The 22636-nt window shown below is 52.3% G+C and carries 20 protein-coding genes and 2 rRNA genes; 16 read left to right on the top strand and 6 right to left on the bottom strand.

Annotation, left to right across the window (positions count from 1 at the left end; genetic code table 11):
• Positions 1 to 35: 35 nt before the first annotated feature.
• The 3 genes from RIN67_RS12560 to RIN67_RS12550 all read left to right on the top strand — a co-directional run bounded on the left by RIN67_RS12560 (position 36) and on the right by RIN67_RS12550 (position 1908).
• Positions 36 to 680: an NAD(P)H-binding protein gene (locus RIN67_RS12560; RefSeq protein WP_265000018.1), complete on the top strand. Its 645-nt coding sequence runs from the start codon at positions 36 to 38 to the stop codon at positions 678 to 680.
• 28 nt (positions 681 to 708) lie between these two features.
• Positions 709 to 1362, top strand: coding sequence for an NAD(P)H-binding protein (locus RIN67_RS12555; RefSeq protein WP_265000017.1), 654 nt, complete (start codon positions 709 to 711; stop codon positions 1360 to 1362).
• 171 nt (positions 1363 to 1533) lie between these two features.
• Entirely contained in the window at positions 1534 to 1908 is a 375-nt protein-coding gene (locus RIN67_RS12550) for a MarR family winged helix-turn-helix transcriptional regulator (RefSeq protein ID WP_265000037.1), read from the top strand.
• A gap of 242 nt (positions 1909 to 2150) precedes the next feature.
• On the opposite strand, the gene asnA is transcribed toward RIN67_RS12550, so the two are convergent.
• Both asnA and RIN67_RS12540 read right to left on the bottom strand, forming a co-directional pair.
• Complete coding sequence (asnA, locus tag RIN67_RS12545; protein ID WP_265000016.1) at positions 2151 to 3158, bottom strand: aspartate--ammonia ligase; 1008 nt, start codon at positions 3156 to 3158, stop codon at positions 2151 to 2153.
• A 544-nt stretch (positions 3159 to 3702) separates the two neighbouring features.
• Positions 3703 to 4326 carry a hypothetical protein gene (locus RIN67_RS12540; RefSeq protein ID WP_265000015.1) on the bottom strand — a complete coding sequence of 208 codons (624 nt, stop codon included), beginning with the start codon at positions 4324 to 4326 and terminating at the stop codon, positions 3703 to 3705.
• A gap of 156 nt (positions 4327 to 4482) precedes the next feature.
• Between RIN67_RS12540 and RIN67_RS12535 the strand changes: the two genes are divergently transcribed.
• On the top strand, positions 4483 to 4611 hold the full coding sequence (locus tag RIN67_RS12535) for a hypothetical protein (RefSeq protein ID WP_265000014.1): 129 nt from the start codon (positions 4483 to 4485) through the stop codon (positions 4609 to 4611).
• An 81-nt stretch (positions 4612 to 4692) separates the two neighbouring features.
• On the top strand, positions 4693 to 5013 hold the full coding sequence (locus tag RIN67_RS12530; protein ID WP_024747880.1) for a hypothetical protein: 321 nt from the start codon (positions 4693 to 4695) through the stop codon (positions 5011 to 5013).
• 133 nt (positions 5014 to 5146) lie between these two features.
• Here RIN67_RS12530 and RIN67_RS12525 read toward each other — a convergent pair whose 3' ends face one another.
• Positions 5147 to 6319, bottom strand: a complete 1173-nt coding sequence (locus RIN67_RS12525; protein WP_265000013.1) for an iron-containing alcohol dehydrogenase — start codon at positions 6317 to 6319, stop codon at positions 5147 to 5149.
• A gap of 375 nt (positions 6320 to 6694) precedes the next feature.
• Between RIN67_RS12525 and RIN67_RS12520 the strand changes: the two genes are divergently transcribed.
• Both RIN67_RS12520 and RIN67_RS12515 read left to right on the top strand, forming a co-directional pair.
• On the top strand, positions 6695 to 7456 hold the full coding sequence (locus tag RIN67_RS12520) for a hypothetical protein (protein ID WP_265000012.1): 762 nt from the start codon (positions 6695 to 6697) through the stop codon (positions 7454 to 7456).
• A gap of 32 nt (positions 7457 to 7488) precedes the next feature.
• On the top strand, positions 7489 to 8475 hold the full coding sequence (locus tag RIN67_RS12515) for a cation diffusion facilitator family transporter (protein WP_265000011.1): 987 nt from the start codon (positions 7489 to 7491) through the stop codon (positions 8473 to 8475).
• A gap of 69 nt (positions 8476 to 8544) precedes the next feature.
• Here RIN67_RS12515 and RIN67_RS12510 read toward each other — a convergent pair whose 3' ends face one another.
• Complete coding sequence (locus RIN67_RS12510) at positions 8545 to 9186, bottom strand: FMN-dependent NADH-azoreductase (RefSeq protein ID WP_024747884.1); 642 nt, start codon at positions 9184 to 9186, stop codon at positions 8545 to 8547.
• Positions 9187 to 9374: 188 nt separating this feature from the next.
• Positions 9375 to 10463, bottom strand: coding sequence for a S66 family peptidase (locus tag RIN67_RS12505; RefSeq protein WP_265000010.1), 1089 nt, complete (start codon positions 10461 to 10463; stop codon positions 9375 to 9377).
• Between the two features lie 143 nt (positions 10464 to 10606).
• Here RIN67_RS12505 and RIN67_RS12500 point away from each other — a divergent pair, with 143 nt between their 5' ends.
• The 4 genes from RIN67_RS12500 to RIN67_RS12485 all read left to right on the top strand — a co-directional run bounded on the left by RIN67_RS12500 (position 10607) and on the right by RIN67_RS12485 (position 13848).
• Complete coding sequence (locus RIN67_RS12500; protein WP_024747885.1) at positions 10607 to 10999, top strand: winged helix-turn-helix transcriptional regulator; 393 nt, start codon at positions 10607 to 10609, stop codon at positions 10997 to 10999.
• A 149-nt stretch (positions 11000 to 11148) separates the two neighbouring features.
• Positions 11149 to 11454, top strand: a complete 306-nt coding sequence (locus RIN67_RS12495) for a hypothetical protein (protein ID WP_265000009.1) — start codon at positions 11149 to 11151, stop codon at positions 11452 to 11454.
• The gene (locus RIN67_RS12490) at positions 11451 to 12638 is read left to right on the top strand and encodes an NADH-dependent flavin oxidoreductase (protein ID WP_265000008.1); all 1188 of its coding nucleotides are present in this window, start codon (positions 11451 to 11453) and stop codon (positions 12636 to 12638) included. Before RIN67_RS12495 ends, RIN67_RS12490 begins: the two co-directional genes overlap by 4 nt.
• A gap of 193 nt (positions 12639 to 12831) precedes the next feature.
• Positions 12832 to 13848, top strand: a complete 1017-nt coding sequence (locus tag RIN67_RS12485) for an aldo/keto reductase (RefSeq protein WP_313826121.1) — start codon at positions 12832 to 12834, stop codon at positions 13846 to 13848.
• A gap of 87 nt (positions 13849 to 13935) precedes the next feature.
• Here RIN67_RS12485 and RIN67_RS12480 read toward each other — a convergent pair whose 3' ends face one another.
• Entirely contained in the window at positions 13936 to 14352 is a 417-nt protein-coding gene (locus tag RIN67_RS12480; RefSeq protein ID WP_024747892.1) for a MerR family transcriptional regulator, read from the bottom strand.
• 283 nt (positions 14353 to 14635) lie between these two features.
• Between RIN67_RS12480 and RIN67_RS12475 the strand changes: the two genes are divergently transcribed.
• The 5 genes from RIN67_RS12475 (at position 14636) to RIN67_RS12455 (ending at position 22588) form a co-directional block, all read left to right on the top strand.
• On the top strand, positions 14636 to 15967 hold the full coding sequence (locus RIN67_RS12475) for a dihydrolipoyl dehydrogenase family protein (RefSeq protein WP_265000006.1): 1332 nt from the start codon (positions 14636 to 14638) through the stop codon (positions 15965 to 15967).
• Between the two features lie 159 nt (positions 15968 to 16126).
• Positions 16127 to 16726, top strand: coding sequence for a MarR family winged helix-turn-helix transcriptional regulator (locus RIN67_RS12470; RefSeq protein ID WP_265000005.1), 600 nt, complete (start codon positions 16127 to 16129; stop codon positions 16724 to 16726).
• A gap of 113 nt (positions 16727 to 16839) precedes the next feature.
• Entirely contained in the window at positions 16840 to 17076 is a 237-nt protein-coding gene (locus tag RIN67_RS12465; RefSeq protein ID WP_265000004.1) for a cytochrome b5 domain-containing protein, read from the top strand.
• A gap of 815 nt (positions 17077 to 17891) precedes the next feature.
• A 16S ribosomal RNA gene (locus tag RIN67_RS12460) occupies positions 17892 to 19457 on the top strand.
• A 215-nt stretch (positions 19458 to 19672) separates the two neighbouring features.
• Positions 19673 to 22588, top strand: a 23S ribosomal RNA gene (locus RIN67_RS12455).
• The 16S and 23S rRNA genes sit together here, the layout of an rRNA operon.
• Positions 22589 to 22636: the final 48 nt, after the last annotated feature.

Genomic DNA, 22636 nt, shown 5'->3' with positions numbered 1-22636 from the left:
GTAAAAGTGACAATTCAAGGAAGAAGGTAAAAGTTATGACGAAAAAGGTATTTATTGCGGGTGGTAATGGTCGAGTGGCGACTGAACTAATTAAGGACCTTGTTAGAAATAATTTTGATGTGGTCGCGGGAGCGAGATCTCCGGAAAAGATTATTAAAATGAACGGAGTGACGCCAATTAAGTTAGACTTGCACGCTTCAGTGGCAGAGATTGCCACAGCGCTTGGTCAAGATCTTGCGGCTATTTACTTTGTTGCTGGATCACGTGGGCAAGATTTATTGCAGACGGATGCGTTAGGTGCGGTTAAAATGATGCAGGCGGCTAAGGTAAATAAGATTGACCGATTCATTATGCTTAGTTCTATTTTCACTCTGCAACCGGAGAAATGGCACCATATTAATTTGCCGAATCACGATGATTATAATGCAGCTAAGTTTTTTGCCGATAATTATCTCGTTGCGCAATCGGGTTTGGATTACACAATCCTACAGCCGACGATTTTAACGGAGGAGTCTGGAACCGGGCGAGTATCGTTTGATGTGGATGTAGAGGCTAGTAATCCAATTGCTGACGTTGCGGCGACGTTGACTGAAATCTTACAACATGACAACACAATTCATCAGGTCATCATGATGAAATCGGGAGATGTACCAATCAAAACCGCAGTAGCTAACGTTTAATCATGAAAGATAAGGGAGGAAAATATTAATGAAAGTATTGATTTTGGGTGCCAATGGGCGCATTGCACGGCTGGTTGAGAATCGGGTTTTAACGGAAGATGCATTTCAGGATGTGGAATTGACCTTGTACCTCCGCAATAAGCAGCGGTTACAAGACCTTGCAGAAAATCCCCGAGTATCTTTAATTGAGGGCGATATTGAAGACCAAGAGCGACTTGTTCAGGCAATGACTGGAGTAGACTTAGTCTTTGTAGCGACAATCGATAATGTCGTTGAAAACGTGATGACCAAGACAATTATGCGGGCAATGCATTTGGCCGGTGTTTCTAGAGTGGTAACGTCTAGTTCCATTGGGATTAACCATGAGGGGCCCAATCCAGTGTTTATTAAGTGGAATGAGCAGATGATTGGCTCACAACTTCGCGGGATGCATGGGGCAGACCAATTGTGGAAGCAATCGGATTTGGATTATACTACGGCGCGGTTTGCATGGTTAAATGACCGAGATAATCTGGATTATGTTGTGAATCATGAGAATCAGCCCTTTGCCGGTGGATCAGGCTCACGAAAGAGCATGGCCGACGTTATCTTAAAGATTATTCACCAACCTAAGTTGTATGTTCGAGAAACGATTGGAGTTAGTGATCCTTCAACTAAGGATGCGACGTCAGTTGTTTATTAAACTGGTTGGTGTCCGCGCGTTAGGCGCAAGAAACTTTTAAATTGACAATGTATGTACATGCATGTATTGTAGGATGTGCCTAATTAACCAGATTGTTTGAAGCATAATCGGAAGTACTCTGGAGAAAATTGTTGGGCAGAATTAGATGAGGATGCGATAATTTTGACACCAATGATGAATTGGTTAGCGTTGACTAAACGCTATCAAAAAATTGAAACGGACTTAGTTCAGTGTTTAGCTGATTCGCCGTATACTCTTAAGGACTTTTACGTGCTGTACTTTTTGGGTCAGGCGGCTGATCATAAATTACGTTTAAGTGATTTACAGGTTGGAGTCGGACTAAGTCAAAGTGCAATGTCTCGGTTGATTCAGCGACTTGAGGCAAGCGGGTGTGGTGCTATTCAGCGGACAGCTTGCGCGCAGGATAAACGGGGCGTGTATATCCAACTGACTTCTATTGGTGAAGCGGCTTTACGTGACTTGACGCAGCAGAGTAATCAAGCTTTAGCACCTTACTTTAAGGCGGAAATCTCGGCCAATGATTAGGCTGGGATGTTGCGATTGTGCTTAGGAACCTTGGATGTTGGAATAGACAAGCGCTTCGATTTAAGGCGTTGTTTAGTAGTGCTTTTATAGACTTCTAAAAGGATCATCAAGCGCGTTAATCTTTCAATGAACATCAAAAAATCCCGTTCAGCCGGCCAACGTCGGTGATACGGGATTTTTTGATTGGACTTCAGCTTTTTCAGGAAGGTCTGCCTAACCAGTGTCACCGTTAGGCAAGGGGCCTAGAGAATCTGAATCCGGTGTTGGTAGCACTTGTCGATCATCTCTTGGGGCCAGACGCTGGCTTGAACTTCGCCCACGTGCGCCTTGCCTAGTAATAACATGCAGAGCCGGGATTGGCCGATTCCGCCCCCGATGGTGTAAGGCAGTTCGCCGTTCAGTAACATCTGGTGGAACGGTAATTTGGCTCGGTCTTCGGCGTTGGCGTCCTTTAATTGGGCCTTCATGGATTCTTCACTGACCCGGATCCCCATGCTGGAGATTTCCAGAGCGTGTTGGAGGGGCTCGTACCAAAAGAGGATGTCCCCGTTGAGTTGCCAGTCATCGTAGTCGGGGGCCCGGCCGTCGTGGCGCTTGCCGCTCTTGAGCTTACCACCGATCTGCATCAAGAAGACGGCGCCGTAACGCTTGGTGATGGCGTCTTCCCGTTCCTTAGGGGTCAACGTTGGGAATTCGTCTTCGAGTTCTTGGGTGGTGACGAAGTGAATTTCATCTGGTAAGTGGTGAACAGCTTCGGGGAACTTGTACCAGACTTCGTGTTCCATGTGCTTGATGACCTTGAAGATGGTCCGAACGGTATCCTCAAGGGTCTGCGTGGTCCGTTCATCCTTGGCGATGATCTTTTCCCAGTCCCATTGGTCGACGTAGATGGAGTGGATGTTGTCCAGGTCTTCGTCTTTCCGGATGGCGTTCATGTTGGTGTACAACCCCGTGTGCATGGCGAACCCGTAACGCTTCAGGGCCAGCCGTTTCCACTTGGCCAGGGAGTGCACGATTTCGATCGTCTTGCCGGGCATGTCCTTCATGGTGAAGGAGACGGGCTTTTCGATGCCGTTCAGATTATCGTTGAGACCCGTCCCTTTTTCGACAAACATCGGGGCGGACAGCCGTGACAGGTTCAGTTCTTTGCCGAACTCTTCTTGAAAGGTTTCCCGAATGTAGCGAATCGCCTGTTGCGTTTGAATCACGTCTAATTTTGGATCGTAGTCCTTAGGGATAATTAACTTCATACACCAACACTCCTTTAGTCTTTTCTTCAGTCATTTACACAAAATAAAAAAGTCTTCCGTCCCAATACAGGGACGAAAGACTTTTCGCGGTACCACCCAGATTGCCTACGTGACGTAGGCCTCCTCAAAAGAGCACTAACATGCTCCACCGCTGGTAACGTACCGGTCAACGTCTAAACCTACTCTGAACGCGAGGCGTGTCATTTCAGCCAGAAACTTAAGAAAGGGTTATTCGGCATCATCCACATCTGGGGCGGGTTTCCACTATCCCCGCTTCACTGGCAGCTGGATGAAACTTACTCTGCTTTCTTGTCGCTTTTATCTTGTTGCCAATAGAATAGCACTAAAAATCAGTTTGTAAAAGAAAAATTTGAAAATGATGAGTTTCAAGGCCGGTTTCACCATGGGATTTTAATCTGAAAAAGCCCGGTAGACGGGGCTTGGGCGTTCGGTTAGCCCGCCATCAAAAAAATTTCGGCATTCTAGATGCGGGGCCTTGGATGTTTTACCGGCGGCGACCGATGCACAACGGCTGGTATTCTCCCTAGTGCGCGCCGCGTTCTTCGTGTTCCGAGATGTGCTTATAGGTCTTTTTGCCGAAGAGTACCATCTTGGCCATGGGCGACTTATGGGCCAGGAAGAGGGTGTAGCTGAGACTGGAGAAGGCCGTTAGCCCCCAAAGAATCCAACTGCTGTGGCGGGCGCCAGTGAGCCGGTAGAAGATCAACACGTCGGCGGCGACTTCCTTATAGGCCGCTTCAAAGAGGTGGTCGACGCTGGTGAGTTCGTGAAGGTACAACCCTTCGATCACCAGTTGTAAGCCAAGAATCATCAACCAGCCGTAGAGGTAGTGGCGTCCGCCCTGGGCCGTGACCACTTTCTTGTAGACCGGGACTTCTTGACCATTAGCGTCCCGGAAGTACCGGTTCCCTGTCTCTTCCAGGCGAATCTTGGTGTGGGCGGTCTGATAGTGACCAACTAGGGTGGCGACGATGATCAGGCCCACCGTGATCACCGCGTTGAGCGGCGACCAGACGAAGGTCCGCATGAACTGATAGAGGCAGAAGATGGGGATGAACCAGTAACTCAGCCAACCAATGGCGCTGAATTCAAACTGGTCCTTGATGAAGATAATGAAGATGACGGCGACGACTGCGGGTAAAAACATGTTGAGACTTCCTTCTCGTGGTTTTTCTTGAGTGTACCACACCCCTGACGATTCAGGGGTCCCGATGTTTCACATGAAACACCGGGGTCCTGACAGCTGGCGTAGATTCAGGTAAACTGGAGGAGAACAGAACCGGACGTTAGTGGGGTGATGATGGTGAAGAAAGTTGGCAGAATCTTAGGCGGTATCTGGGAGAGCAGCACGTTGGCTATGCTACTGGAGCTGGTGGTCGGGTTCTTCGCGGAAGGCATCCTGCGCCACGGGTCTGGTAGGCGGAAGAAGTGATTGGCAACGGCCCCAGCGGCCAAGCGCCAATCGATTGTGGTAGACTAGGGTATCAAAACACGGAAATTGGAGGCACCCCTCATGGCAGAGTCATCAGATAGAGCCGCTATTCGGCGGAAGAAGCTCAAGGAAAAGGTTGGACCGGAGATTTGGCAGAAGTATATGACCAGCGTAGAACGCGGCCTGTTGAACCAAAAGGAAGCTGACGCGGCCATGTTGGTCGAACACAAAAAGGCAGTGACTACGCGGAACCGGGTCCGTAAGGCGAAGGGACCGCGGCCCAAGAGTAACCGCACCAAGCGCCGCGAACACGCGGAAAAGGTGGCCGCTCAGGAATGGGCGAGTCGCAAGCACGCCACGGGGCACCGCGCACGGCGTGGTCAACGGGACGATTGGAACTAACTTCAGACGACGCTTTCACCAACCAACCTGGGTGGTGAAAGCGTCGTTTTTTAGTCACTAAGACTCTAAAAACCCCCGGCAGTCGGCTGACTGCCAGGGGTTTTGTAAGACCAATCAATTTAAAATTTTAAGCTTATTTTGCGTCGTAAGCAGCTTGGAATATCTTGATGATGTCTTCCTTAGTCCCCTTACGAGGGTTGGAGAAGGCGTTCCCGTCCTTCAAGGCGTTTTCAGCCATCAGTTCGAAGTCTTCTGGCTTGGCACCGATTTCCTTGATGGAAGCTGGGATACCAACGTCTTGAGACATTTGCTTCATGGCCTTGATGGACAATTCAGCAGCGTCACGAGTGGACAGACCGTCCGTGTTTTCACCCATGATCTTTGCTAATTCAGCAAAGCGTTCTGGGCAAGCGATGATGTTGTATTCTTCAACGTAAGGCAGAAGCAAGGCACAGCAGACACCATGAGGGGCATCGTATTGGCCACCTAATTGGTGCGCCATGGCGTGAACGTAACCCAAGTTGGCGTTGTTGAAGGCCATCCCGGCTAACATTTCAGCTTCGACCATCTTGGTCCGAGCTTCCAGGTTATGGCCGTTCGCAACGGCTTCCCGTAAGGAAGTTTCAATTAACTTAATGGCTTCGATACATTGTGAGTCGGTGATGGGGTTGTGGTCAACGGAAACGTATGGTTCGATGGATTGAACGAAGGCATCCATCCCAGTCGCAGCCGTCAAGCCCTTAGGCACATCGAGCATCAGAGTTGGGTCGTTGAAGGAAACCAACGGAATGTTCCGCCAGGAAACCACGACGAACTTCAAGTGAGTCTCTTCGTTGGTGATTACCGCGTGACGGGTCAGTTCGGAACCGGTCCCGGCAGTGGTGTTTACGGCGATCAGTGGTGGTAAAGCCTTGTCGAGCGTTTCGATGCCGGCCAACTTGGTGATGTCGTCACCGTTGGTCAGGATGATACCGGCACCCTTACCCGTATCGTGCGCTGAACCCCCACCAATGGTAATGATGGAGTCCGCACCAGAGTCTTCATAGAGCTTCTTAACTTCCTTGATGTTACGAATCTTAGGGTTTGGTTCCACGTTGTTGTAGATCACGTAATCCACACCAGCGGCGTCCAGAGACTTCAGGCTTTGTTGAACGGCACCGTCTTGCATGCCTTCCAAGAATTTGTCCGTCACGATAACGGGCTTCTTCATACCTAACATCTTGGCACGGTCACCAAGCTTGCTAATAACGCCAGGGCCAAAAAAGTTGACACTGGGCATCAGAAAATCATAACTACGTTCAGCCATAATATAAAATGCCTTCTTTCAGAAGTTTTGAAAATCTTTAATACCTTATTCACAAGTGAATTATAACTTAGAAACTTACAGTATGCAACCGTTTTCGACAAAAAGTTTGTTAGTCGACCGTTAAAATCCCGGTATGTCAGGCGTCGTTACCGATGAATAATTTAAAAAGAAACCGGAACGGTCGTTTTCAAAAGGCAATTTTAAATGATGAAAAACTAAACAAAGTTTTCGCTGCCGAGCGCTTAATTTAAACCCGACTGGGGTGAGATTCAGAAATCGGGGGGAAGGATTGAGGTCCCGCTACGATTGACCTAAAATAATTAATGAACTATACATATTCAAATCGAAACAAAATGAACCTAGGAGGGGTTTCACATGCAGAGACAGCACACATGGGCAATGGGGGCATTACTGGTTGCCATGACGGTCGGCTTATCTGGTTGTTCGTTATTCGGTTCGCCCAAGAACGTGACGCATCAAGCGCGTCAGTCCCAGACGTCCACCAAATCAGGTAAGTTAGCCAAGGACGAGTCGATCATCCAAACGGCCCGTAAGGCCAACGCAACGGGGCATTACCAAGCATCGAACAAGGCGCTCAGTCAAATTAATGTCGCCGAACTTAACGGTAAAGGATTTGGCACTTTGAAGACGGAATTCTTTGATTTGCAAAAGAGTAATGATAAGTTCTTGTTGAAGGATGATAAGACTTCCAAGTCGGTCACCACCACCGGCGGATCCACCACGCAGCGGACCACCGGCACCAATGATAGCTTTGACGGCTATTCGAAGTTCACCGGGGACTATGCCTTCTATAACGATGACGATGGGGACCGGATTCAAGCTGACCTCGACATCGATAGTGATGGGACGGTCATCCAGAACAATAACGACGGCACGGCCTTTCACGGCTACGCGACCATCAAGGATTCGGGGGCCAAGGGCGTCCTGTCTTACGATGTGTCGTCGGGGACCAACGATACCAAGACCATCGACGCCAACGTGGAGATTGACGTGACTTGGAGTAACGGGGAGAACGAGACCTATTACGGCTACACGGCCTATGACGGGAGTACCGTCTTGACCGATGGCCAATCGTATCACCACGACTTAGTTAATGAAGTTTGGACGCAGGGGTAACCCGGGCGTCCTTAAGGTGAAGAGGCGGTTGCATGCAAGAATTTCATGAACACCATGTTGCGGAAGCTGCGCAGTGGCGGGCGACCCAGGCGGGCGAACTACAGAAGTTACGCCGGGCGCAGAACCATCTCTGGCTCAACGTGGCGGCGTACCTGGCAATTTCCGTAATTGAGTTTTACCTAGCCGTTGTGGGGCATTCGCAGACCTTACGCGCGGATGCGTTGAACAACTTATCCGGAATCATTTCGGCGGCCTTACTGCTGGTGGGCATCTTTATCGCCCGCGACGTGGACGATGACGACCTATTGGGGCAACCCTTACCGGAAGACAGTCCGCAGGCGGGACAGCGCCTCCAGCTGACCCGGTTTCACTACGAAACGGTCTTTACGCTGATTACCGGCATCGTCATGGTAGGGATCTCCTTCAGCGTCCTCTTTAGCGGGCTCAAGAGTCTGATTCATCCGGAGGAACAGGAGATTCCACGGCCGATTACCTTAGTCGGGGCCGCGGTTGCGCTGGTCATCATGCTGGGCGTCTGGTGGTTGAACCGTCGCGCCGGGCGCCGGTTGAACAACGCCGCGTTGAGTGCGGCCGCGCAGGATAGTCTGAGCGATGCGCTGACCAGTCTGGGCACGTTGGTCGCCATTGGCGGGGCACTGTGGTTCCAGTTCAAGTGGCTTGACGGGGTCGCGAGCCTGGTGGTCGGGATGTTTATCCTGACGGCGGGCGTGAAGATCTTCCGCGAGAGCAGCCTGAACTTAGCGGATTATTTCGATCCGCAAGAAGAGGCGACGTTCAAGCAGGTCATTGCGCAGTGGCCGGGAGTCCGGGACGTGACCGCCATTAAGGCCCACTATAACGGCAACATGGTCACGCTAGACGTGATCATCGCGGTCGCCCCAGAGATGCGGGTTCAGGACAGCTACCGGTTAGGTGAAGCAATTGAGGAACGGATGCGCCGTCAGTTTGGCATCGTTGATACCGACGTGATGGCGGTACCGTATATCAAAAAATCATAACAATTGAAAAAGAGCTCCGGAAATCGTAACATTTCCGAAGCCCTTTGTGTGTCGTCAATGGTGTCAAGATTAGAAGGTACGCCCCGCCTGTTCGGCCCGGTCAAAGGCCGCGGCCATGATCTCGGGAGCGTGCGCGGGCGACTGGTCCATGCCCTCGGCGTAGAGACCGGTAAAGTCGTCCACGCCCATCACGTGGAGCACGGCCCCAATGTACTGGTGTCCCAGGTCCAACTGACTCAGGTCGGGACCGCCCGTGGAGCCGTGGTAATCGCCCCCGGCCGTCTGCAGGTGAATGGCTTTCTTCCCGTGCAACAGGCCTTCCATGATTCCTTGATCGGTGTAGTGGAAGGTCTGGGAGACCTGCATCACGATGTCGAGGTAGCTCTTCATTTCACTGGGGATGAAGAGGTTGTACATCGGGTTGACGAAGACGTACTTGTCGGCCGCGATGAACTCGTCGATCCACTTCTGCCGAGCATCGTTGAACCGAGACTCATCGGGGTTCAGCGGTTGGTTGACCAGGGCCTTGTTGTAGATGGAGACAGCGATCTTGTTCAGGGGGAACGGCATGTATTCGGAGACGTTGTGTTCGATGATGGTGTCTTCCGGATGTGTTTCGCGGTAGGACGTGATGAACTGTTGGTAGAACTTATCCGTGGTGGAGTAAGTTTTCGTTTCAGGGTGAGCGTAAATTACTAAGACTTTAGCCATTATAACTCCTCTTTTCTTAACGATAAGTTCAGTATATCAGAAAGCGCTTTCATTTAAAAGATAGCGGGCTGTTTTCGGGATGAAAGAGGGGACCAAAAACGTGACCGGCCTGGCCCTTGAGCGTGGGGGAAAGTCGGTCACGTTAAGCGGCGCATGGCACCGCAACGGAAGCTAGAAATTAGCGCGAGTTAGTCAAAGACGGGACCCGCAAAGTAGGGCTCGGTCACGGTCAACGTCGCGTGGTCCAGATCAAGCTGGGCGGTGACACCGTACGGTAAAGCCGTGCGCGGGTAGGCGTGACCGAAGTTCAGGTTCGCCATCAGAGGCGTTCCTAAGTCGGCCGTGACATCTTGTAGAATGGCGGCGTAGTCGGCCAGGTAGTGATTGTCCTGGGGTTTCCCCGTCAGAATGCCGGCCACGGCGGCCAGAATGCCCCGCGCCTTGAGGGCCTCCAACATGCGGCGGTAAGTCGCGGGTGTGGGTTGCTCCTCACTGGTCTCTAAGAAGAGGAGTTTTCCGGCAAAGTCGCGGGCGGTCGGTAACAGGTGGTAACGCTGACTCACCAGGGGTTCGTCGGGATAGCGGGTGTCCGTGATTAGGCTGTTCAGACTGTCCAGGCAACCACCTAAGAGGGGACCGCGAACCACACCGGTTCCCCGCAGGACTTGGTACCCCTGTGTTTCGGGGTGGCTGATCCGGGGCGTATCCAGGGCGGCCGCGGAAAAGTCCTGACGTTCCTGGTACCAGACGGGGCTACTGGTGATGGCCGTCGTGGCGGGGTTCGTGAAGTAGTGATGGATCGTCTGGGCCGTGTAGGGTAACAGCTCGGGACCTAACTCGGCAAAGTCGTTGAGCAGGCTGGGACCGTAGTAGGTGGTCAGGCCCAGCTGGTAAAGCATCAGGTGGTCTACGGTGGTGTCGGAGAACCCGGTGAATAGCTTAGGGTGTTGGTGCACAGCGGCCACAAACTCGGGGTCATCCAGCAGGTAGGGCGCTAGGCGGTAGGTCTCGATGCCCCCGATGGCGCAGATGATGCCCGTGATGCTGGGATCCAGAAAGGCCTGCTTGAGGTCGGCGGCCCGAGCTTCCGGGTGGGCCGCTAGGTAGGCGACGCCCTTGAGGCTGTTGGGCATGCAGACGGGAACCAGGTCGAGGGCCCGCAGCCGTTGGAGGCCGCGCTTAAGTTCGTGAGCGGCGAACGGTTCCCCCAAGGTCCCGGCTGAAAGACTGACGACGGCCACGTGGTCGCCGGGATGTAATGGTGCTGGTTTGAACATACCAATCCCTCCTCGATAGTGTAAGTTGGGGTCTAGTCTACGCTTGGACGGGGACTTTGCCAAGGGTTACCTGAAGGTACCTACTCGCCAAATGAGAGAAGAGCGGGTACAATAGAAAAAAACGACTTGAGGAGGCGCCGCAGATGGCAAAGAAGATGTATAACATGGGGGTCGAAGCGACCTTAGACGTGATCAGTGGGAAATGGAAACCGCAAATTCTTTGCCATCTGAGTATGCGGCCGCAACGGACCTGCGATTTGCGGAACGAACTCCCGCAGATCTCACAGAAGGTCTTGACGCAACAGTTACGGGAACTCGCCGCTGATGGCATCGTCGACCGCCAGGTGGCCGGAGACAAGGCGCCGTTTAAGGTGACCTACCGCCTGACCGAGATGGGACGTTCGCTAGGCACGGTCCTGGTACAGATGTCCGTCTGGGGCGAACACCACGTGGACGAGCTGCACCAGGCCGGCCAACTGGACGTTGGCATTCGCAATGACCATAAGGGGTTTGAACGGTTACTGCAACCCCGTTAGTATGACTAATCGGGCGACTGGGAAGAAACTCCCGGCCGCCTTTTTTTAATCCAATGGCAGTTGGTTTGGGTCCTCTAGGGGCACTAAAAAGTGCCTTCTTTTCTTGGCGTCAACGGGACGGTAGACTGTGAAGCATAGGGAGGTGACGTATGACGACAGAAGCCTTAGAAGGCCTACGGGTCGTGCAGACGTTGGTGGAAAACCCGCGACAATGGCGGATGCTCTTGTGCCTGATGAACGGCCCCCAAGCGACCACGGCGCTAGCCCCCGCTGGTACCGGTGATCGCTGGTGGCTGACTTTAGGGGCCCTCTGGGGACTCTGGCGGCATCGCCTGATTGTGTTTCACGTGAAACAGCGGGTTTGGACGCTCTCGCCTACCGGACAGAGCTTGCGCCCCGTCTTCACCGCAATTTTAGCCTGTACCCATACAGAAAATGGAGGTCAATACAGATGAGTTATCAATTTATGGCACCTTTTACCTTTAAGAAGGGCATCACCCTCAAGAACCGGATGGTGATGGCCCCGACCACGACCATGTCGAGCTTCTACGATGGTCAGGTGACGAACGACGAGATCAACTTTTACGGTGCCCGCTCGGGTGGCCTGGGACTGATCATCGGGGAAGTCGCCAACGTGATTGCCAGTGGCAAAGGCTTCGAGGGGGAATTGTCGATTGCTAGCGACGATGATATCCCGGGACTGAGTGCCTTGGCGGACGCCATGAAGCACAACGGGACCAAAGCAGTCCTGCAGATCTTCCACGCGGGTCGGAAGTCCAACGACCAGATTCTGCGGGGTCAGCAACCAGTTAGTGCGAGTGCCGTACGGGCCGTTTTCCCGGAAGATTCTCAGGAACCCCGGGCGTTGACGGCTGATGAGATCGACGACATCATCACGGCGTTTGGCGCGGCCACGCGGCGGGCGATTGCGGCCGGGTTTGACGGCGTTGAGTTGCACGGGGCCAACACGTACCTGTTACAACAGTTCTTCTCCCCGAACTCGAACCAACGGACGGACAAGTGGGGTGGCGACCAGCAGGCACGGATGGGCTTTGCTAAGGCCGTCATCGCCAGTGCCCAAGCGGCCATCGACCAGTATGCGGACCGGCCGTTCCTGTTAGGCTACCGGATCTCACCCGAGGAGATTGAGACGCCAGGAATCCGACTGGCGGATTCACTGGCCTTCGTCGATATGTTAGGCGATTCCGTGGTGGATTACGTCCACGTTTCCATGGGGTCCGCTCACCGGACGTCGTTGAACGATAAGACGGATAAGACACCGATTCTGACCCGGATCAAGGACCAGTTGGCGGGGCGTAAGCCGTTGATCGGCGTGGGTTCCGTAGAGACTCCCCAGGATGCCGAGGACGTTTTGGCCTTGGGCACGGACTTAGTGGCCATGGGGCGCGAGATGATCCGCGAACCCCGGTGGATCCAGAAGGTCGCCGACCACGACGAGGCCAGCATCCGTTACCAGCTTTCCCCGTCCGACATGGATGAACTGCAGATTCCGCGGGCCATGCAGGATTACCTGAATGGGGCCTTCTATTCCGTGATGCACTTCACCACGGACCCGAATGCAGCAGCCGATTACCAGAATCAGGCGGCGCCGATGGAAGGATTCGAGAAGAAAATGTAAGACACTTCACGGCCACTAGCCGATGTTGAATGGGTTAAGTAGCAGGCGTCTGGGATACATGTCCAGACGCTTTTTTGCGTTTAGTCAAGGGACGGTGGCAGTCAGCTGTCCCACCCCTGTGGTCAGAAATACCTGTTAGCCGGGCGATGAAAGCGATATCCTAAAGCTAAACGGTTTTTCGAGGGGGATTTACATGTATCAAGCAAACGAACAGCGTTACGCGACCATGCCCTACCGGCGAGTCGGCGACAGTGGCTTAAAACTTTCAGCGTTGGGCTTAGGACTCTGGAACAACTTCGGCAGTGTCGACGCCTTGGCGACCCAAAAGGCGATTATCCACCAGGCCTTTGACCTGGGAATCACCTACTACGATCTAGCCAACAACTACGGACCGGTTCCCGGTAGCGCCGAGGAGAACTTCGGGCGCATCTTGGCAGACGATCTGCGCCCGTACCGGGATGAACTGGTCATCGCCAGTAAAGCGGGCTATTCGATGTGGCCGGGCCCGTACGGTGACTGGGGGTCGCGCAAGAGCATCATTGCCAGTGCCGACCAGAGTCTGCGCCGGACGGGATTAGAGTATTTCGATATCTTCTACTCGCACCGACCTGATCCCCACACTAACATTGAAGAGACTGCGGGGGCTTTGGACCAATTGGTGCGGGAAGGCAAGGCGCTCTACGTGGGCATCTCGAACTATAACGGTGCGCAGACCCAAGCCATCACGCAGGTCTTCCAAGATTTAGGGACGCCGTTTATCATTCACCAGCCACGCTACAACCTCTTTAACCGGGACGTGGAACAGGACTTGTTCCCGGTCTTGCGAGCAGTGCATAAGTCGGCGGTGGGGTTCAGTGCGTTGTCGCAGGGACTCTTAACGGATAAATACTTGCACGGCATTCCGGCTGATTCGCGGGCGCGCAAGGCCACGATTCCGTTCTTACACCCCGAACAGGTTGACCAGACCCTAACCACGGTCAAACGGCTCAATGCGGTGGCGGCTAACCGGCACCAAAGCTTGGCGCAGATGGCGTTGGCCTGGAACCTGCGGGAGCCAGCCATTGCCTGTGTCTTGATTGGTGCGAGCCGCCCCGAACAGGTTGTAGCCAACGTGGCGGCCTTGAAGAACCTGACGTTTACGCCGGCTGAGCTGCACGAAATCGACCAGATTTTAGCGGACCAGGGGCCCATTGCCTGGGGAGCTCATTAGAAATTAAAACGCCTGCGTTCAACTGGAATTAACCGGTTGAACGAAGGCGTTTTTAAGCTGATCCGTTAAGACTCAGGATGGATGGGGTTAGGACTGAGCAGTGGGCTGCGTGGGTCGCCGGGGTGCGAATTTGTCCGGTGCACCGGTCGCGAGGATCTCGGCGTAACCGTCGACCTTGCAGTTAATGGTGGTCAGGTGATCCTGCAGGTCCTGAATCTCGCTTAACGTGCGGTCCTGTTGGGCTTTCATCATCTGATAACGTTCGGGGATGGTGGCGTCGCCTTCCTGGACTAAGTCAAGGTAGTGGCAGATCCGTTCGACAGGCATCCCCGTCGCCCGAAGACAGATGATGATCCGCAGCCAGTCGATGTCGCTGTCGTCAAAGATGCGATTGTTATGTGCATCGCGTTTGACATACGGTAGCATACCGTGATCGTGGTAGTAGCGAATTCGATAGGTTGAGATGCCAAGTAAGTCGGCAACTTGGTGAATACTGTAGGTCAAAGGCTAAGCCTCCTTAGAATGAGTGTGGCGGCCAACGGATGGTTGACCGGTAACTAGCGTTAGTTTACGCGTGATACCGGGGCACGACAAGTTAAATGTTTGGTGGGTGATGGGATCAATCGTGGAAAGTAGTGGCTGCTAATTGGTCAAGTGAGTAAATCAACCAGCCCCTAGTGACGGAAATGGAGGCCCTTGACTTGCAAGTTCCGGGGGGAGTCCGTAGAATACTAAGTGTTGAACGCAATTTAGTTGTAAGCAATTGACTTTTGGGAGGCGGCAATTCATGACGTATCAGTATGATGTCTTGTATTTGGGAAGCGGTCACGGCACATTTGACGGGGCCATTCCGTTAGCCAGTAAAGGGGTTAAAGTCGGAGTCATTGAAGAAGGCTTGATCGGGGGAACCTGTCCGAACCGGGGGTGTAACGCTAAAATCGCGCTAGACGCCCCCGTTGCCGTGCAACGGCAGTTGGCAGCGTTGAACCCGGTCTTAACGGGGCAGACTCAGTTACATTGGGACGCCAGTCTGGCGCATAAGAATGCCGTGATCGATGGGTTGCCCGCGATGATTGGCGGCCTATTGAAGAGCGTGGGCGTAGACGTGATCAACGGTCGCGGTCGGTTGGTCGATGCGCACACGATTGCGGTGGGGGAGACCACTTACACCACCGATAAAATCGTGTTGGCGACCGGCCTGCACCCACACCGGTTAGCAATTCCGGGGCAGGAATTACTCCACGACAGTACGGACTTTCTGGCGTTGCCGGAGATGCCCAAGCACTTAGTTGTGATTGGTGGGGGCTACATCGCCTTAGAATTCGCCACCATCGCCAACGCGGCGGGTAGTACCGTGACGGTCGTGCTTCACGGGGACCAAGCGTTACGGTCCTTCCACCAACCGTTTGTTGAACAGGTCTTGCGCGAGTTGTCGGCCCAAGGGGTAACGCTCCTGCGGAACACCAGCGTGGAAGCCGCCACGGCCACCGCCACCGGGGTGCAATTGACCACCAATACAGGCACGACCTTAGACGCAGACTGGGTCTTGGATGCGACGGGCCGGTTGCCGAATACGGCGAACTTGGGCTTAGAAGACCTGGGTGTGGCGTATACGGCCAACGGAATCACGGTCAACGATCATTTGCAGACCAGTGTGCCGAACATCTACGCTTCGGGGGATGTGATCGATAAGACCCAACCGCGGTTAACGCCCACGGCCATCTTTGAATCGACCTACCTGATGCACCTGTTTGCCAACGAAACCACGGCGCCCATCGACTACCCGGCCATTCCGACCACGACCTTTACGTCGCCACGGCTGGCCCAAGTCGGGGTCACGGTCGCCGAAGCTCAGGCCCATCCCGACCAATACACGGTAGAAACGCACCATATTCCGGATGATTGGTACCGGCAGGTGGGGCAAGAGACGGGGGGCGACAACGCCCTGATCTTTGACCGCGACCACCGCCTGGTTGGGGCCACTGAGGTCAGTGACCAAGCGCCGGACGTGATCAACACGTTACTGCCGGCCATCGTCTTCCACTACGGCCCAGCTGAACTGGAACGTCTAGTGTACTTGTTCCCAACGATCGGCGCTTCGGCGTGGGGTCAACTTTAAATGAATGATGACAACCGTGCGGCTAAGGATGCGCACGGTTGTTTTTTGATTAATTAGTTAGTTTTATTTGACATATACTAACTAATGGTTTAGACTGCATTTAGTTAGTTTTTATGTATTTTAGCTAACTAAATAAGCAGAAAGCGGAAGTGATTCTAGATGACTTACGATTCACAACAATTACTGACTCTATTTGGCCGACTTCTTCAGCAACGGGAATTCGTTGCGGCGGCAATGCGGAGCACCCGGATCAACGATCAGGAGCCGGAACGCAATTCGAATCAATTACGCGTCTTACAGCGGCTAACTCAAGAAGCCCATTTGACGAACTCCGATATTGTAGAGGAGCTGGACATCCGACCAAGTTCCGCGAGTGCTTTGGTGGCTAAGCTGGAAGGGGCGGGCTTGGTGGACCGCCAACCGTCGCCGGATGATAAGCGGGTGACCCTCATCTCCCTGACGGATGCCGGGCGAAAATTTCTGGCAACGGCGCACAAAGCGAAGGATGAATTGTCTGAATCCCTCTTTGCCACGTTGAGCGACTCGGAACAGGCTCAATTACGGGATATCTTGCAGAAGCTCTTGCAGGACCTGGAAGCCAAGCAGCCACGTGACTGGGAACAATCAGCAGATTTTCGGACGTTGATGGAACAAGCGCACAAGATGCATCGCGGCTGCGGCATGGGCATGCGTGGTGGCATCGGGCCCAATATGCGGGGGATGTTCCGTGAGGGTCACCGGCCAGGGGATGGCGACTAGGCGAAAGACTGATTGTGGCGTCTATGGCGTTATCAACTGATAAGGCAGATTGATTGCTTGCGCCCCGTAAGTAAGCTAAACTGAAAGCAACTTAACGAACGGGGTGTTGACGAATGGCAGAAAAAAACTTTACGATCGCAGAACTCAGTCAGTTTGATGGGCAGAATGGGCACCCGGCCTACGTGGCGGTAGACGGCACGGTCTATGACGTCTCTAACGTGGATGCATGGGCTGGTGGTCAACATCACGGCAACGTTGCCGGAAAGAACTTATCCGCAGCGATTTTAAAGTCGCCCCATGGTAAGGGCGTCTTACAGAAGCTGCCAGTTATGGGAACCTTAACAGAATAGATCAAGTGATTAGGGGAGGCGTTCTGCAGGAACGCTTCTTTTTTTGTGATTGGCTGGTTGTCGCTAGTTAAGACGTTGGTAGGGGATGGTGTTAATGGACGAGTGATCGTTGGTTCTTAACAGGGGTGCAAGAGCTGCTATATGGGGCTTTTTGTGGGGAGCGTGGGGGAATTACAGGTGGCTTTCTACTATAATAATGACTAACGAATCAATTCCGTGGGTTCTAAGGGGGGCTGAATAGGGGCGAGGAGCGAAAAAAGGAGAAAATGTTGCGAGCGGGAGAGACTGGATATCGATGGTCAAAAAAATAACCCGAACGGTTTTTGGTGATTGTCCAGGAAACGCACGGCCGATTTATAACGTTGACGAACGCCGGTACGATAAGATTTGTCTTTGAAAAAAGTCGCAATTTATTTGCGGTTTTTAGTTGACGTGGGCCGCTGTGGTTGGTATTCTTATATACGTCGTCACGACGAGTTACCAACTAGACCAATTCGAAAGATTGAAATTAGTTGTTGACAGAGATGACAACGAAATGTTATATTAATTAAGTTGTCGCTTAGCGATGACGGTTCAGCAAGAAACGTTGTTAAATCAAACTTCTTGTTGACATCATAGCTTCAAAATGTTATGATGATTAAGTTGTTGACGAGAGTTAACAACTTGGTAGACCTTTGAAAACTGAACATTGTTTCGACAAACCAAATATGTGTAGGGCGGTTTGGATTTATATTCAAACCCAAAGCAATATTTGCGAAGTCAATTCGCTTTAAAAATGTAACAACAATCGATGAGCTATTCGAGCTTATCATCTTTAAGATGAGAGTTTGATCCTGGCTCAGGACGAACGCTGGCGGCATGCCTAATACATGCAAGTCGAACGAGTTCCCGTTGATTGACGTGCTTGCACTGATTTCAACATTGGAACGAGTGGCGAACTGGTGAGTAACACGTGGAAAACCTGCCCAGAAGCAGGGGATAACACTTGGAAACAGGTGCTAATACCGTATAACAACAAAAACCGCATGGTTTTTGTTTGAAAGGTGGCTTCGGCTATCACTTCTGGATGGTTCCGCGGCGCATTAGCTTGTTGGTGGGGTAACGGCTCACCAAGGCGATGATGCGTAGCCGACCTGAGAGGGTAATCGGCCACATTGGGACTGAGACACGGCCCAGACTCCTACGGGAGGCAGCAGTAGGGAATCTTCCACAATGGACGCAAGTCTGATGGAGCAATGCCGCGTGAGTGAAGAAGGGTTTCGGCTCGTAAAACTCTGTTGTTGAAGAAGAACGGGTGTCAGAGTAACTGTTGACATCGTGACGGTATTCAACCAGAAAGCCACGGCTAACTACGTGCCAGCAGCCGCGGTAATACGTAGGTGGCAAGCGTTGTCCGGATTTATTGGGCGTAAAGCGAGCGCAGGCGGTTTCTTAAGTCTGATGTGAAAGCCTTCGGCTTAACCGAAGAAGTGCATCGGAAACTGGGGAACTTGAGTGCAGAAGAGGACAGTGGAACTCCATGTGTAGCGGTGGAATGCGTAGATATATGGAAGAACACCAGTGGCGAAGGCGGCTGTCTAGTCTGCAACTGACGCTGAGGCTCGAAAGCATGGGTAGCGAACAGGATTAGATACCCTGGTAGTCCATGCCGTAAACGATGAGTGCTAGGTGTTGGAGGGTTTCCGCCCTTCAGTGCCGCAGCTAACGCATTAAGCACTCCGCCTGGGGAGTACGACCGCAAGGTTGAAACTCAAAGGAATTGACGGGGGCCCGCACAAGCGGTGGAGCATGTGGTTTAATTCGAAGCTACGCGAAGAACCTTACCAGGTCTTGACATCTTCTGCCAATCTTAGAGATAAGACGTTCCCTTCGGGGACAGAATGACAGGTGGTGCATGGTTGTCGTCAGCTCGTGTCGTGAGATGTTGGGTTAAGTCCCGCAACGAGCGCAACCCTTATTATCAGTTGCCAGCATTCAGTTGGGCACTCTGGTGAGACTGCCGGTGACAAACCGGAGGAAGGTGGGGATGACGTCAAATCATCATGCCCCTTATGACCTGGGCTACACACGTGCTACAATGGACGGTACAACGAGTCGCAAAGTCGCGAGGCTAAGCTAATCTCTTAAAGCCGTTCTCAGTTCGGATTGCAGGCTGCAACTCGCCTACATGAAGTTGGAATCGCTAGTAATCGCGGATCAGCATGCCGCGGTGAATACGTTCCCGGGCCTTGTACACACCGCCCGTCACACCATGAGAGTTTGTAACACCCAAAGCCGGTGAGGTAACCTTTTGGAGCCAGCCGTCTAAGGTGGGACAGATGATTAGGGTGAAGTCGTAACAAGGTAGCCGTAGGAGAACCTGCGGCTGGATCACCTCCTTTCTAAGGAATATACGGAGGCTACACATACTTTGTTGAAACAATGGTCAGTTTTGAGGGGTCTACCCTCAAACTTGTTCTTTGAAAACTAGATACTATCAATTATTTTCCTTTAATTATTAAGATAATTAAACCGAGAACACCGCGTTTATTTTGAGTTTTTTAATTAGTTTAAATCGCTAATACTCGATTAATCGTTTATCACGTCGTGATAAATAGGTTAAGTTATGAAGGGCGCATGGTGAATGCCTTGGTACTAGGAGCCGATGAAGGACGGGACTAACACCGATATGCTTCGGGGAGCTGTACGTAAGCTTTGATCCGGAGATTTCCGAATGGGGAAACCCAATCATCTTTACCGATGATTACAACTTGACGAATACATACTCAAGTTGTGGCAGACGTGGGGAACTGAAACATCTAAGTACCCACAGGAAGAGAAAGAAAATTCGATTCCCTAAGTAGCGGCGAGCGAACGGGGAACAGCCCAAACCAATGTGCTTGCACATTGGGGTTGTAGGACTGAACATTTGAGTTACCAAAGTCAATGATAATCGAAGTGTCTGGGAAGGCACGGCAGAGAGGGTGATACCCCCGTAGATGAAATCGTTGACCCTCAGTTCAGGATCCTGAGTACGGCCAGACACGTGAAACCTGGTCGGAATCCGGGAGGACCATCTCCCAAGGCTAAATACTCCCTAGTGACCGATAGTGAACCAGTACCGTGAGGGAAAGGTGAAAAGCACCCCGGAAGGGGAGTGAAATAGTTCCTGAAACCATGTGCCTACAATTAGTTAGAGCCCGTTAATGGGTGATAGCGTGCCTTTTGTAGAATGAACCGGCGAGTTACGTTAATTTGCAAGGTTAAGGTGTAAAGACCGGAGCCGCAGCGAAAGCGAGTCTGAAACGGGCGTTTCAGTAAATTGACGTAGACCCGAAACCAGGTGACCTATCCATGTCCAGGCTGAAGGTGCGGTAAAACGCACTGGAGGGCCGAACCCGTGTATGTTGAAAAATGCTGGGATGAGGTGTGGATAGCGGTGAAATTCCAAACGAACTTGGAGATAGCTGGTTCTCTCCGAAATAGCTTTAGGGTTAGCCTCGGAGTCAAGAATCGTGGAGGTAGAGCCACTGTTTGGACTAGGGGCCCGTCATGGGTTACTGAATTCAGATAAACTCCGAATGCCACAGATTTATATCCGGGAGTCAGACGATGAGTGATAAGATCCACCGTCGAAAGGGGAACAGCCCAGACCACCAATTAAGGTCCCTAAATATGTGCTAAGTGGAAAAGGATGTGGAATTGCATAGACAGCTAGGATGTTGGCTCAGAAGCAGCCACCATTTAAAGAGTGCGTAATAGCTCACTAGCCGAGTGACTCTGCGCCGAAAATATACCGGGGCTAAGCACATTACCGAAATTGTGGACGCAACTATGTTGCGTGATAGGAGAGCGTTCTAAGGGCGACGAAGTTAGACCGCAAGGACTAGTGGAGCGCTTAGAAGTGAGAATGCCGGTATGAGTAGCGAAAGATCAGTGAGAATCTGATCCACCGAATGACTAAGGTTTCCTGGGGAAGGCTCGTCCTCCCAGGGTTAGTCGGGACCTAAGCCGAGGCCGAGAGGCGTAGGCGATGGATAACAGGTTGATATTCCTGTACTAGTTAATGTTGTTTGAACGATGGAGGGACGCAGGAGGCTAAAGCATGCGCACGATTGGAAATGTGCGTCCAAGCGTTAAGTCTGGTGATGAGTCAAATGCTTATCACTAAGGACAAGACGTGACGGGGACCGAATTTTAGTAGGGAAGTGCTCCACGTCACACTGCCGAGAAAAGCTTCTAGTTAGACATTAATTACCCGTACCGCAAACCGACACAGGTAGTCGAGGAGAGTATCCTAAGGTGAGCGAGTGAACTCTTGTTAAGGAACTCGGCAAAATGACCCCGTAACTTCGGGAGAAGGGGTGCTACACGCAAGTGTAGCCGCAGTGAAAAGGCCCAGGCGACTGTTTATCAAAAACACAGGTTTCTGCAAAATCGTAAGATGACGTATAGGGGCTGACGCCTGCCCGGTGCTGGAAGGTTAAGTGGATGAGTTAGCTTCGGCGAAGCCCAGAAATGAAGCCCCAGTAAACGGCGGCCGTAACTATAACGGTCCTAAGGTAGCGAAATTCCTTGTCGGGTAAGTTCCGACCCGCACGAAAGGCGTAACGATCTGGGCACTGTCTCAACAAGAGACTCGGTGAAATTATAGTACCTGTGAAGATGCAGGTTACCCGCGACAGGACGGAAAGACCCCATGGAGCTTTACTGTAGCTTGATATTGGGTGTTGACACAGCTTGTACAGGATAGGTCGGAGCCGTAGATATCGGAACGCTAGTTTCGATGGAGGCGCTGGTGGGATACGACCCTCGCTGTGTGAACACTCTAACCCGCACCACTTATCGTGGTGGGAGACAGTGTCAGGTGGGCAGTTTGACTGGGGCGGTCGCCTCCTAAAAAGTAACGGAGGCGCCCAAAGGTTCTCTCAGAATGGTTGGAAATCATTCGTCGAGTGTAAAGGCAGAAGAGAGCTTGACTGCGAGACAGACAGGTCGAGCAGGGACGAAAGTCGGGCTTAGTGATCCGGTGGTACCGTATGGAAGGGCCATCGCTCAACGGATAAAAGCTACCCTGGGGATAACAGGCTTATCTCCCCCAAGAGTCCACATCGACGGGGAGGTTTGGCACCTCGATGTCGGCTCATCGCATCCTGGGGCTGTAGTCGGTCCCAAGGGTTGGGCTGTTCGCCCATTAAAGCGGTACGCGAGCTGGGTTCAGAACGTCGTGAGACAGTTCGGTCCCTATCCGTCGCGGGCGTAGGAAATTTGAGAGGAGCTGTCCTTAGTACGAGAGGACCGGGATGGACATACCGCTGGTGTACCAGTTGTGCCGCCAGGCGCATCGCTGGGTAGCTATGTATGGATGAGATAAACGCTGAAAGCATCTAAGTGTGAAACTCGCCTCGAGATGAGATTTCCCATTCCTATATGGAAGTAAGACCCCTGAGAGATGATCAGGTAGATAGGCTGGAAGTAGCAGCACCGTGAGGTGTGGAGCGGACCAGTACTAATCGGTCGAGGACTTAACCAAGTAATGGTGTTCTCAAGAAGATAATTGGTAGTAGCTAGTTTTGAGAGA

The sequence above is a fragment of the Levilactobacillus namurensis genome (genome assembly GCF_032197885.1).
Taxonomy (GTDB): domain Bacteria; phylum Bacillota; class Bacilli; order Lactobacillales; family Lactobacillaceae; genus Levilactobacillus; species Levilactobacillus namurensis_A.
Note: the sequence above shows the minus strand (reverse complement) of the source record. Positions and strands in the feature narration are given on the sequence as shown.